General features: G+C 71.5%; 10 protein-coding genes and 1 pseudogene. 5 read left to right on the forward strand and 6 right to left on the reverse strand.

From position 1 onward, the window contains the following. Window positions 1-245 precede the first annotated feature (245 nt). On the forward strand, window positions 246-1,607 hold the full coding sequence (glnA, locus tag EBH09_RS10095) for a type I glutamate--ammonia ligase (RefSeq protein ID WP_055416613.1): 1,362 nt from the start codon (window positions 246-248) through the stop codon (window positions 1,605-1,607). A 69-nt stretch (window positions 1,608-1,676) separates the two neighbouring features. Here the strand turns inward: glnA and EBH09_RS10100 are convergent, their stop codons facing one another. After that, window positions 1,677-2,492, reverse strand: a complete 816-nt coding sequence (locus EBH09_RS10100; protein WP_153182625.1) for a hypothetical protein — start codon at window positions 2,490-2,492, stop codon at window positions 1,677-1,679. A 532-nt stretch (window positions 2,493-3,024) separates the two neighbouring features. On the opposite strand from EBH09_RS10100, the gene EBH09_RS10105 reads away from it, so the two are divergent. Further along, entirely contained in the window at window positions 3,025-3,258 is a 234-nt protein-coding gene (locus EBH09_RS10105; protein ID WP_121746676.1) for a hypothetical protein, read from the forward strand. 52 nt (window positions 3,259-3,310) lie between these two features. Here EBH09_RS10105 and EBH09_RS10110 read toward each other — a convergent pair whose 3' ends face one another. From EBH09_RS10110 to EBH09_RS10125, 4 genes are all read right to left on the reverse strand, one after another. Beyond that, a complete protein-coding gene (locus EBH09_RS10110; RefSeq protein ID WP_121746677.1) occupies window positions 3,311-3,517 on the reverse strand; it encodes a DUF397 domain-containing protein in 207 nt (68 codons plus the stop codon). Beyond that, a complete protein-coding gene (locus EBH09_RS10115; RefSeq protein WP_121746678.1) occupies window positions 3,514-4,365 on the reverse strand; it encodes a helix-turn-helix transcriptional regulator in 852 nt (283 codons plus the stop codon). Before EBH09_RS10115 ends, EBH09_RS10110 begins: the two co-directional genes overlap by 4 nt. A 126-nt stretch (window positions 4,366-4,491) precedes the next feature. Next, complete coding sequence (locus EBH09_RS10120) at window positions 4,492-5,718, reverse strand: MFS transporter (protein ID WP_121746679.1); 1,227 nt, start codon at window positions 5,716-5,718, stop codon at window positions 4,492-4,494. A gap of 145 nt (window positions 5,719-5,863) precedes the next feature. Further along, window positions 5,864-6,916 carry an endonuclease/exonuclease/phosphatase family protein gene (locus EBH09_RS10125; RefSeq protein WP_121746680.1) on the reverse strand — a complete coding sequence of 351 codons (1,053 nt, stop codon included), beginning with the start codon at window positions 6,914-6,916 and terminating at the stop codon, window positions 5,864-5,866. Between the two features lie 314 nt (window positions 6,917-7,230). Here EBH09_RS10125 and panB point away from each other — a divergent pair, with 314 nt between their 5' ends. From panB to EBH09_RS10140, 3 genes are all read left to right on the forward strand, one after another. Continuing rightward, on the forward strand, window positions 7,231-8,106 hold the full coding sequence (panB, locus tag EBH09_RS10130) for a 3-methyl-2-oxobutanoate hydroxymethyltransferase (RefSeq protein ID WP_121746681.1): 876 nt from the start codon (window positions 7,231-7,233) through the stop codon (window positions 8,104-8,106). Between the two features lie 177 nt (window positions 8,107-8,283). After that, window positions 8,284-9,309 carry an ATP-binding cassette domain-containing protein gene (locus EBH09_RS10135; RefSeq protein WP_121746682.1) on the forward strand — a complete coding sequence of 342 codons (1,026 nt, stop codon included), beginning with the start codon at window positions 8,284-8,286 and terminating at the stop codon, window positions 9,307-9,309. Continuing rightward, window positions 9,306-10,112 (forward strand): ABC transporter permease, encoded by an 807-nt coding sequence (locus tag EBH09_RS10140; RefSeq protein ID WP_121746683.1) that lies wholly within the window; start codon window positions 9,306-9,308, stop codon window positions 10,110-10,112. The genes EBH09_RS10135 and EBH09_RS10140 overlap by 4 nt, the downstream gene beginning before the upstream one ends. A gap of 35 nt (window positions 10,113-10,147) precedes the next feature. Here the strand turns inward: EBH09_RS10140 and EBH09_RS10145 are convergent. Further along, window positions 10,148-12,406, reverse strand: a pseudogene (locus EBH09_RS10145) (AfsR/SARP family transcriptional regulator); the annotation flags it as partial.

Genomic DNA, 12,406 nt, shown 5'->3' on the forward strand with positions numbered 1-12,406 from the left:
TGGAGTCCGCTGATCGTAATGGCGGAGGAGGGCTGAATCGTAGGGAGATCACAGGATCCGTCGCGGCGGGAGCCCAGGAATGGCCCGATCGAACAGGTGGCCTCTACGCTGCGGGGAGAGCCGGTGGTCCGATCGAGGCCCGCAACGCGTACGAAACCGTGCTGTGGTGTGATGCTCAGGTGCCCGACCGCCTCCCCCCGTACCGGAGACAGGCGGCCTGACCAGCAAGGATGGGGAAGCGGAAGATGGACAAGCAGCAGGAGTTCGTGATCCGGACGCTGGAGGAGCGCGACATCCGGTTCGTACGCCTGTGGTTCACGGACGTACTGGGCTTCCTCAAGTCCGTCGCCGTGGCCCCGGCCGAACTGGAGCAGGCCTTCGACGAGGGCATCGGCTTCGACGGCTCCGCGATCGAGGGCTTCGCCCGGGTCTACGAGTCCGACATGATCGCCAAGCCGGACCCCTCCACCTTCCAGGTCCTGCCCTGGCGCGCGGAGGCCCCCGGCACGGCCCGCATGTTCTGCGACATCCTCATGCCGGACGGTTCCCCGTCCTTCGCCGACCCGCGCTACGTCCTCAAGCGCGCCCTGGCCCGCACCTCCGACCTGGGTTTCACGTTCTACACCCACCCGGAGATCGAGTTCTTCCTGCTGAAGGACAAGCCCGTCGACGGCACGGTCCCCACCCCCGCCGACAACTCCGGCTACTTCGACCACACCCCGCAGAACATCGGCATGGACTTCCGCCGCCAGGCGATCACCATGCTGGAGTCGATGGGCATCTCGGTGGAGTTCTCCCACCACGAGGGCGCCCCCGGCCAGCAGGAGATCGACCTCCGCTACGCCGACGCGCTCTCCACTGCCGACAACATCATGACCTTCCGCCTGGTCATGAAGCAGGTCGCACTGGAGCAGGGCCTCCAGGCCACCTTCATGCCGAAGCCGTTCTCGGAGTACCCGGGCTCGGGCATGCACTCGCACCTGTCCCTCTTCGAAGGCGACCGCAACGCCTTCTACGAGTCCGGCGCCGAGTACCAGCTCTCCAAGGTCGGCCGCTCCTTCATCGCGGGCCTGCTGCGGCACGCGGCGGAGATCTCGGCGGTCACCAACCAGTGGGTGAACAGCTACAAGCGCATCTGGGGCGGCTCCGAGCGCACGGCGGGCGCCGGCGGCGAGGCCCCCTCCTACATCTGCTGGGGCCACAACAACCGCTCGGCCCTGGTCCGCGTCCCCATGTACAAGCCCGGCAAGACCGGCTCGGCCCGCGTCGAGGTCCGCTCCATCGACTCCGGCGCCAACCCGTACCTGACCTACGCCGTCCTCCTCGCCGCCGGCCTCAAGGGCATCGAGGAGGGCTACGAACTCCCGCCGGGCGCCGAGGACGACGTCTGGGCCCTGTCCGACTCGGAACGCCGCGCACTGGGCATCGAGCCCCTCCCCCAGAACCTCGGCGAGGCCCTCGCCCTGATGGAACGCAGCGACCTGGTCGCCGAGACCCTCGGCGAGCACGTCTTCGACTTCTTCCTCCGCAACAAGCGGCAGGAGTGGGAGGAGTACCGCTCCCAGGTCACGGCCTTCGAGCTGCGGAAGTCGTTGCCGGTGCTGTGACGCTCCGCCGGGGGCGGGGTCGAAGGGGCGCGCCGACCCTTCGACCCCACCGACTCACCTGCTGACGGCTCAGTCGTGCGGGACTTCCTCGATCACCTTTTCCCCGAACCGCCACGAGCCCCGGTTGCCCAGTGCCTCCGCGCGCAGGCCCGTCTCCCAGGCGATCCGTGCGGCCCGCTGCTGCGGGACGTCCGGGTACTCCTCGGGCTGCACCTTGATGTAGCCGCGCCGGTCGGCAGGCTGGGTACGCAGGACCTCGCGCAGCCTCTCCTCCTGCTCCTCCCGCGTGCTGGCGTTGCCGGTAGCGCGCTTGTACACCCTGCTCATGCCACCCGGCCGCATCCTCTCGTCGCGTCGCCTCGCGGCATCCGATCCGCGCCACGTCATCCACCCGACGGCGCCCAGCGCGGCGAAGGCCGGCGCCCCCGCGCCGAACAGCTCACCAGTGGCATCCGCCTGTCCCGGCGTCCGGGGTCGAAGCGCGCCCTCGGGATCCTCGATCACGGTCAGCACTTGACCGACGTCGTAGAGATCGGACGTCGTCATCATCTCGGGCCCAGGCACGCGGGAGCCGTCTTCCCTCCGCAGCTCGTAATGGGAGTGGCGGGCCCGGCGCCCCTGCGCCGGGTCGATCCTCTCCTTCACGACCGTGGCAGTGACTCCCTCACCACGATGCTGAAGCGTGAGGTCGTCGCGCGCCAGGTCGAACACGTACACCGACATCACGGACGTGATCACGACGAACAGAGCCGCATACGTGCTCGACTCCCGCGCCCCGAGCCTTCGGATCAGCGCGACGAGCAGCAGCCCGTGCAGGATCCACAGAGCGATCTCAGCGAAAGGCCCGGCTCCGTCCACGAGGAGGGACATCGCCGCGATCACCACGACCACGTAGCAGCCGATACCGACCGCCGGCAGGGCGGGATGCCTCGCACGCCTCCTGCGGGCCTCCTCCCCAGCCTGCCGCGCGCTGACCATGCTCGTTGCTCCATTCCTCCGGTGTCCTCGGTCCGTCACCCGGCCGAGCCCCCGGCGTGTTACTCCCCTGAACCGGCCGCCGGCCCGGGGCCGCCCCCGAAAATCCCTCGGACCTGCACACCGTTCATCGTTCGGTCGCACAGAACGGGCGTGGCGGAGGCGGATGGGGCCGGCTGTGCGCGCCGCGGCTCCGGAGGGCTCTCCTTACCGGTGGGTAGCGTGAAGACGGGGGCCCTTTCCCTGACCGCATGGGCACACTGATGGATGCGGAGACGCCGGGAACGGCCCCTCGACAGCGTGCCGATAGTCGGCCGTTGAGCAGCGTGCTTGGATCAGTGCGCGGCGCGCCGGCGGTCGGTTCCGGATTCCCCCCACTTCGCGTTCCGGGCGGGCGTGCCTCACCGCTCCCATTTCGTTCGCACGAAAGGAAAGACCTGCCATGAACCTCGTCCCCCAGGTCGAAACGGCTGAAATCTCCGACGCGGACCTGGACCAGGTGTCCGGCGGCAACATCGGCATCGACGCCGGCGCGGCCGTCATAACGGCCGGTGGCGCGGTCGGCGCCGGTCTCTACGCGGAGGCCGGCCCGTTCGCCCTCGGTGCCGGTCTCGGCGGCTCCGCGTCGCTCGGCGGCGCCACGGCGCAGGGCCACGCGCACACGACCATGGTCTGAGCCGCACGGCTGACGCGCGTGTGAGGCCCCGGACCACCGCGTCCGGGGCTTCTCACGTGCCGGTGCCCGCCACGAACGCGGCCCACATGGCCGGGGCCATGGCCAGGCGGGGGCCGTCGGGGCGCTTGGAGTCGCGGACGTGGATGGTGGCGGGGGTTATCGCGACCTCGACGCAGTCGCTCGGGTTGCTGGTGTCGCTGTAGCTGCTCTTGAACCACGCCAGGTCGGCGAGGTGTCCGGATGTGTCCTTACGGCTCATGTCTCCCCCAGCAGTTGTTCGATGAAGGCCACTGACTCCCGGGCGGACAGTGCCTCGGCCCGGATACTGCCATAGCGCAGTTCGAGGATGCGCAGCTGCCGGGGATCGGTGACGGGCCGGCCGCCGAACTCGTCGTCGGCCCGACCGACCGCCGTGCCGTCCTCGAACTTGAGCACCTGCATCCGCCCACCTCCCGGATGGTCACCGCGAGACGTCGGCATCACCTGGATCTCCACGTGCCGCAATCGCCCGACTTCCAGCAGGTGTTCGAGTTGCCGACGCAGAACCATCATGCCTCCGACAGGACGTCTGAGGGTCGCCTCCTCCTGGACAAAGCTGAGTTCCGGGGCCGGGGCCCGTTCGAACATCGACTTACGGCCCATACGCGCGGCGACGGCGTTCTCCACCTCGTCCTCGGTGAGGGCCGGCCGTCGCCTGCCGAGCAGTGCGCGCGCGTACTCCTCGGTCTGGAGAAGCCCGTGCAGGCTGTAGCTGCCGTACGAGAGCGATTCGACCGCCCGGGACTCCATCTTCGCCAGATCCCGCACCTGCTTGGGGTACCGGACCTTCTTCACGTCCTCCCAGGCCGCGGCGACGAGACCACCCGCCCGCAACACCTGGTCCGCCCGCTCCAGATACTCCCGCCGCGGAATCCGCTTCCCGCCCTCGACCTTGTAGACGAGGTCCTCCCCGTATCCGACGGCCACTCCGAAGTCGCCCGCCCGCATCCCCACCGCCTCGCGGCGCAGCTTCAGTTGCCGCCCCACTGTGGTGAGGACGGCCACGCCCCACTCGTCGTCCGGGTCGACCTCCCAGCCCGGCTCCTCCGCCCCACCGTCCACCGACATCCATCCCTCCGCCGTACGCGTCGTATCGCGAGGGGCCACACGGTAGGGGGCCGCACTACGCCCATGGGCGGGAACGGGCCTCCGCGCACGCCAACGAGTGACGGGCCGGCAGCGCTGTCCGGGCCGTCACCGCCGTACCGCCTCCGCCCCCTCGGGCACGTGCGTCGCGACCACGCGCTCGCGCCCGCCCGCCGGAGCGGCTGCGATCCGGCGCCGGTCCACGGCGTAGGCCGCGCCCGCGACGCCCAGGCCGAGGACCGCCAGCCCCGCGCCCGCCGTCGCCGGGGACGTGGCGCCGAAGCCCGCCGCGAGGGCGAGGCCGCCGATCCAGGCGCCGCCGGCGTTGGCGAGGTTGAAGGCGGCCTGGTTGGCCGAGGAGGCCAGGGAGGGGGCCGCGGCGGCCTTCTCCATGACCATCAGCTGGAGCGGGGAGCCGGTGACGAAGGCGGCCATGCCGAGCAGGGCCACCGCTGCGGCCGCGCTGACCTCCGTGCGCATCAGGAGCGGGAAGAGGGCGAGGACCACGACCAGCGAGGCGAGGCCGCCGAAGAGGGTGCCCCGCAGGGAGTGGTCGGCCAGGCGGCCGCCCAGCAGGTTGCCCGCGGTGGCGCCGACGCCGAAGAGGGCCAGCAGCAGCGTCACGCCGGCCTCGGCGAATCCGGCGGCGTCCGTGAGCATCGGGGTGATGTAGCTGTACGCGGAGAAGAGCGCGCCGAAACCCGCGACGGTCGTGCCGAGGGCCAGCCAGACGGGGACGGAGCGCAGAGCGGCCAGTTCGCCGCGCAGGCCGGTGGTGGGGGCGGGGGCGTGGTCGCGGGGTATCAGGGCGACGAGCGCCGCTATCGCCGCGACGCCGATGGCGCTCACGCCGAGGAAGGTCGCCCGCCAGCCGAGGTGCTGGCCCATGGCGGTGGCCGCGGGGACACCGACGATGTTGGCGACGGTCAGGCCCAGGAACATCAGGGAGACGGAGCGGGCCCTGCGTTCCGGCGCGACCATGCCGGTGGCGACCACCGCGCCGACGCCGAAGAAGGCGCCGTGCGGCAGGCCGCTGACGAAGCGGGCGGCGAGGAGGGAGACCTCACCGGGGGCGAACGCCGACAGGGCGTTTCCGAGCACGAACAACGCCATCAGGGCGATGAGGACCGTGCGGCGGGACATCCGCGCGGTCGCCGCGGCGAGCAGCGGTGCGCCGATGACGACGCCGAGCGCGTAGGCCGAGACCAGGTGGCCCGCGGCGGGGATCGAGATGTGCAGGTCGTACGCGACTTCGGGCAGCAGGCCCATCATCACGAACTCGGTCGTACCGATGCCGAAGGCGCCCACGGCAAGGGCGAGCAGGGCCAGGGGCATGAAGTGTCTCGCCTTTCGAGAGCGGAGGTGCGTACGGGACTTCTTCGCTATGTTCCCGTACGGAACAAAGCCTCTCAGGCCGAGTATTCCGTGAGGTGCCGCGTGGGTTTCCGGCAGTCGCCCATACGGCGCTGACCAGGGACTTTCAGGACGCCGTTGTGTCGACCCTCACACGCGCGGCGATCGGGAGGTGGTCGCTGCCGGTCGCCGGGAGGGTCCAGCTGGTCGTCGGTTCCACGCCGCTCACCAGGATCTGGTCGATGCGGGCCATCGGGAAGGACGCCGGCCAGCTGAAGCCGAAGCCGTCGCCCACGGCGCCCTGCGGGGAGCGCATCTGGGAGGTGATCGCGGTGAGGGCGCGGTCGTTCATGGTGCCGTTGAGGTCGCCGAGCAGGATCTTGCGGGGCAGCTTCTCGTCGGCGATGGCCTCGCCGAGGGCCTCGGCGCTCTTGTCCCGCTGCCGGGCGGTGAAACCGGCCTCCAGCTTCACCCGTACGGAGGGCAGGTGGGCGACGTACACCGCGACCGGCCCGGACGGGGTGGCGACGGTGGCGCGCATCGCCCGCTTCCAGCCCAGCTGGATGTCGACCGCCTTGACGCCGCTGAGCGGGTACTTGCTCCACAGCCCGACGGTGCCGACGACCGCGTGATGGGGATACTTCGCCGCGAGCGCCTTCTCGTACGTCGGTACGGCGGACGCCTTGAGTTCCTCCAGGGCCATCACGTCCGCGCCGGCGGCGGCCACGGCGCGGGCGGTGCCGGCCGGGTCGGCGTTGTCGGCGTTGACGTTGTGCGTGGCCACCGTGAGGTCGCCGCCGGTGCCGGTCTTGTCGAAGAGCAGGCCGCCGAAGAGGTTGAACCACACGGAAATCGGCAGCAGGAGCGCGATCAGCGCCGTCGCCGACTTGCGGGCGAGGGCGATCACCAGGAGCACCGGGACCAGCAGGCCGAACCACGGCAGGAAGGTCTCCGTGAGGCTGCCGAGGTTGCCGATGGCGTTCGGGATGCGCGAGTGACCCGCCATGACGACGGCCAGGACGACGGCCACCGCGGCGGTGACCAGACCCCGGCGCCAGATCCGCGGGTCGCCGCGCCAGCCGGTGACCGCCCGCTCGAACAGGCGCCGAATCCGGGGCTCCCGGCGCTCGGGTCCCGAGCCGCCGCCGTCCGTCTCCGTCATGTACGCCTGCTGCGCCATACCGTCGCCTCACAACCTGCCGTGCAACACCGTCGCCCCCTGTGACTCAGCACCCTAGGGGATGATCGGTTCCGAACCCGCCGTCCCGTGACGGCCGTACTGGCACGAGGACGTACGAGTCGGCGTCCGGAGTTCCGAACACCGTCGACACGGGCCGCTCTGTGACACAACGATCACATTCGCCCCCTCCTCCTCTCCTCGGGACACGCTCGTGTCGAAGGTCCCCTAGCCGTCGGGGCGCGACAGGTGCCACCATGGAAGGGATCCGGGGACACCGTCAGGGTGCCTCGAGATGACATGAAGGAGCCGTTGCCATGACGCAGCTTTCGGCTGCCCCGACGCCTCAGCGCAAGCCCTCCGACGGGAGCAAGGCGCTGTACGGGGGCAAGAGCAACCGTCGAATCACCGTCCGGGACATCGCCGCCGCCAAGGAGCGCGGCGAGAAGTGGCCCATGCTCACCGCCTACGACGCGATGACCGCGTCCGTCTTCGACGAGGCCGGCATCCCGGTCATGCTCGTCGGCGACTCCGCGGGCAACTGCCACCTCGGCTACGAAACGACCGTGCCCGTCACGCTGGACGAGATGACGATGCTCTCGGCCGCGGTCGTGCGCGGCACCAGCCGCGCCCTGATCGTCGGCGACCTGCCCTTCGGTTCCTACCAGGAGGGTCCGGTGCAGGCGCTGCGCTCGGCCACCCGGCTGGTGAAGGAGGCGGGGGTCGGGGCGGTCAAGCTGGAGGGCGGTGAGCGGTCGCACGAGCAGATCCGGCTGCTCGTCGAGTCCGGCATCCCCGTGATGGCGCACATCGGCCTCACCCCGCAGTCCGTCAACGCCATGGGCTACCGCGTGCAGGGCCGGGGCGAGGAGGCGGCCCAGCAGCTGCTGCGCGACGCCAAGGCGGTGCAGGACGCGGGCGCCTTCGCGGTCGTCCTGGAGCTGGTGCCGGCCGAACTGGCCGCCGAGGTGACGCGGACACTGCACATCCCGACGGTCGGTATCGGCGCGGGTCCGGAGACGGACGCGCAGGTGCTGGTGTGGACCGACATGCTCGGGCTGACCGGCGGCCGGATGCCGAAGTTCGTCAAGCAGTACGCCGACCTGCGTCAGGTCATCGGCGGCGCGGCGAAGGCCTTCGCCGAGGACGTCGTCGGCGGAACGTTCCCGCAGGAGGAGCACTCCGTCCACTGAGCCACCGCGGTACGACACCGGCCCCGCCGATCTTCCCCCGTCGGCGGGGCCGGTGCTTTCCGCCGTTCGGCGCCCCGCCGCCCTCCGATCCGTCCCGTCGGCGGGCTGTCGGCGGTGCCGGGCGGCTGTCGGTGGGATGTCGGCGGTTTGTCGGCGGGGGCTGACAACGTCGTCGGCATGAAGCGATTCGACAAGAACCCTCCGGCCGCGGGCAGCGCGGTCACCGTGCGGGGGCTGGTCAAGCACTACGGCGAGACCAAGGCGCTGGACGGCGTCGACCTGGACGTGCGCGAGGGCACCGTGATGGGTGTGCTCGGGCCGAACGGGGCCGGCAAGACCACTCTCGTCCGCATCCTGTCCACCCTCATCACGCCCGACGCCGGCCAGGCGCACGTCGCCGGCTACGACGTCGTACGGCAGCCGCGGCAGCTGCGGCGGGTGATAGGGCTGACCGGGCAGTACGCGTCCGTGGACGAGAAGCTCCCCGGCTGGGAGAACCTCTACATGATCGGCCGGCTGCTCGACCTGCCCCGCAGGGACGCCCGCGCACGGGCCGACGAACTGCTGGAGCGGTTCTCCCTCACCGAGGCCGGCAAGCGGCCCGCGGCCACGTACTCGGGCGGCATGCGGCGGCGGCTGGACCTGGCGGCCTCCATGATCGGGCACCCGGCGGTCCTCTACCTCGACGAGCCCACCACCGGCCTGGATCCGCGCACCCGCAACGAGGTGTGGGACGAGGTCAAGCGCATGGTCGGCGACGGCGTCACCGTACTGCTCACCACCCAGTACATGGAGGAGGCCGAGCAGCTCGCCTCCGAGCTGACCGTCGTCGACCGCGGCAAGGTCATCGCGAACGGCGGCATCGAGGAGCTGAAGGCCAAGGTCGGCGGGCGCACCCTGCGCGTACGCCCGGCCGACCCGCTCCAGCTGCGTCCGCTCGCCGCCTTCCTGGACGAGCTGGGCATCACCGGGCTCGCCAACTCCACGGTGGACGCGCAGCGCGGTGCCGTCCTGGTACCGATCCTCAGCGACGAGCAGCTGACCGCCGTGGTCGGCGCGGTCACCGCCCGCGGCGTCACGATCGCCTCCATCACCACCGAACTGCCCAGCCTGGACGAGGTCTTCCTGTCCCTCACCGGCCACCGCGCCAGTGCCCCGCAGGACCCCGCGCCCGCCGACGCCCGCGAGGAGGTCGCCGTATGAGCGCCACCACTGTCAGTCCCGACGCCCGGATCACCCCGCGCGGGCATCTGCGGCACACCGGCGCCCTGGTCCGCCGCAACCTGCTGTGGATCCGGCAGGACCCGGAGTCGATGTTCGACGCCCTGCTGATGCCGGTCGTCTTCACCCTGCTCTTCGTGTACGTCTTCGGCGGGTCGATCGGCCAGGCCCTGGGCGGCGGGCAGGACGGCTATGTGCAGTACGTGATTCCCGGCATGATCGCGATGATGAGCATGACGCTGTCCCAGGGCGTCGGCACCGGGTTCAGCCAGGACTTCAACTCCGGTGTCATGGACCGCTTCCGGTCGTTGCCGATCGGGCGCGGCTCGGTGCTCTTCGCGAAGATCGCGGTGGAGATGCTGCGGATGCTGTTCGCGACCGCCGTGCTGATGGTCGTGGCCGTCCTGGTCGGCTTCGACATCCGGAGCTGGCCCGGTCTGTTCGCGGCGGTGGGCCTGTCCGCGGTGTTCGCCTCCTCGATCATGTGGGTCTTCCTCACGCTGGGCGTGATCCTGAAGAACGCGCAGTCCGTGCAGGCGATGGGATTCATGGTGCTGTTCCCGCTGCAGTTCGGTTCCTCGATCTTCGCGCCGACGCAGTCGATGCCGGGCTGGCTGCAGGCCTTCACCGACTACAACCCGCTGTCCACGCTCGCCGACGCGGCGCGCGGGCTGATGGTGGGCGGCCCGGTCGCGCACGACCTGTGGATCACGCTCGGCTGGTCGGTGGCGATCACGGCGGTGATGGCGCCGGTCGCCATCCACAAGTTCCGGACCAAGACCTGACCGCCGGCCGGCGGTCGGCCGGCGGTCGGACGGGGTCAGACGAGGGCGACGGCCTCCTCCACGGAGAGACCGGCGCCCTCGGCGTAGGCGGCCTCGTACGCCTCGCCGCCGAGTACCTCGCGGACCCGCTCGGTGGCCCGGGCGCGCGCGTCCCGCTCCAGGCCCATCGAGACGTGCTCCGGCGGCAGCATCGCGACGGCGGCGCCGACGCAGCGGGCGGCGTCCGCGGCCCGGCGCCCGCCGTCCACGCGGGCCAGCGCCATCGCGGCGATGGTCAGGTACCCGGAGCGCATGTGCGGGGCGATGGCCGCGGACAGCGGGTCCTCGGCCCGCACCAGTGACTCGCGGACCTTGTCCAGGCACTCCTCGTGACGGTCCTCCAGCGTGGCGATCCAGGCCTCCGCGGCGAGGATGAAGGCGTCGAAGACGATGAAGTGGGAGATGGTGAAGTCCTCGCGCAGCAGCCGCAGCTGCATACGCGCCTCGGCGGTCCGGCCGGTCATGCCGAGCCAGCCGGCGAGGAAGAGCCGGGCGGCCGGCATGGCGCCGTTGTGCCCGGTCCCCTCGGTCCGGTCGATCACGGCGGTCAGGATGCGCTCGCCCTCCTCGCCGTCGCCCGCCTCCAGCAGCACGCTGCCGAGGCGGGCCTCCAGGACGTCCACCTGGGCGTGCGCACCGAGCCGTTCGGCGTGCACCGCGGCAAGCCGGTAGTCGGCGGCGGCGAGTTGGTACTCGCCCTTGCGCTCACGGGCCTCGGCGCGGGCGGCGAGCGCCTCGGCGGTGCCCCAGGCGTCGCCGAGGCGACGGTAGATCTCCAGAGCCTCGTCGGCGTCGCCGGCCGCGTCGCCCGCCCACTCGGTGCGGTTGGCGCGGAAGTTGGCGCGCATCTGGAGACAGCCGGCCAGCGACCACTCGAACCCGGGTGTCGCACGGCAGGTGCGCACGGCGGCGTCCATGATCTCGCGCAGTCGCTCCACGTCACCGGAGAGCATCACGGCGAAGAACCACAGCAGGCCGGGAGAGGAACAGACCTGGGGCATGCCTGGTTCGTACGTCGCGGCGATGGCGCGCAGTTTCCGCCTGGCCGCCGGTTGCTGCCAGGCCTCCAGCTCGGTGTCCATGCAGGCGAGGTGCGCGAGGTGGGCACCGCGCCGGGCCTCGGCGAGCACTTCGCCGGTCATCGGGGGCGGGGCGGCCGTGCACCGCTCCCACACGGGCTCGGCGGGGCGCACCGGCTCGGCGAACGGATCCGGGCCGAGGGCCATGATCTCGCTGAACCAGTTCCGGGCCTCCACTCGCAGGTCGCGCATCTGCCAGTACCAGACCAGCGAGAGGGACAGGCTGAGCGCCTCCTGTTCGTCGCGCTCGGCGATGGCGTGGCGCAGGGCGGTGCGCAGGTTCTCGTACTCGCGCTCCAGCCGTTCGATGGCGGTGAGCTGTCGCGGTCCGCGCAGCAAGGGGTCCGAGGTCCGGGCGAGTTCGCGGTAGTACGTCAGGTGCGCGCGCTCGGCGGCGGGCCGGCCGCCGGTCTCGTCGAGGCGTTCGGCGGCGTATTCGGCGACGGTCTCCAGGAGCCGGTAGCGCATGCCGTCGCCGCCGGACGGTGCGGCGACGACCAGGGACTTGTCGACGAGGGAGCCGAGGGCGTCCAGGGCGGCGGGTCCGCACACGGCCTCGGCGGCGGTGAGGTCGCAGCCGCCAGCGAAGACGGACAGTCGCCCCAGCACGTCCCGTTCCTCCGCGTCCAGCAGGTCCCAGGACCAGTCGACGACCGCGCGCAGGGTCTGCTGGCGGGGCAGGACGGTGCGGCTGCCAGAGGTGAGCAGGCGGAAGCGGTCGTCGAGGCGGTCGGCGATCTGACGCGGGGTGAGCATGCGGAGCCGGGCGGCGGCCAGTTCGATGGCCAGCGGCAGCCCGTCGAGGCGGCGGCAGATCTCGGCGCAGGCGGCCGCGGTCTCCTCGTCCACGTCGGTGCGGAAGCCGGGGCGGGCGGCGGCACCCCGGTCGGCGAGCAGCCGCAGCGCGGCCGGCTCGGGCAGTGGCTCCACCGGACGCAGCGACTCCCCCGGTACGCCGAGGGGTTCGCGGCTGGTGGCGAGGACGGTCAGGCCCGGGCAGCGGGCGAGCAGTTCCTCGGCGAGGCGGGCGGCGGCGTCGACGACGTGCTCGCAGTTGTCGAGGACGATCAGCATGCGGCGCCGGCCGCAGTGCTCGACGAGGCGCTCCACGGCGGTGGCCCGCCGGTCGGGGGCGGCGACGGCCCGCATCTCCTCGGCGCCGGCGCCGTACAGCAC

The sequence above is a fragment of the Streptomyces sp. E2N166 genome, assembly GCF_003671715.1.
GTDB lineage: Bacteria > Actinomycetota > Actinomycetes > Streptomycetales > Streptomycetaceae > Streptomyces > Streptomyces thinghirensis.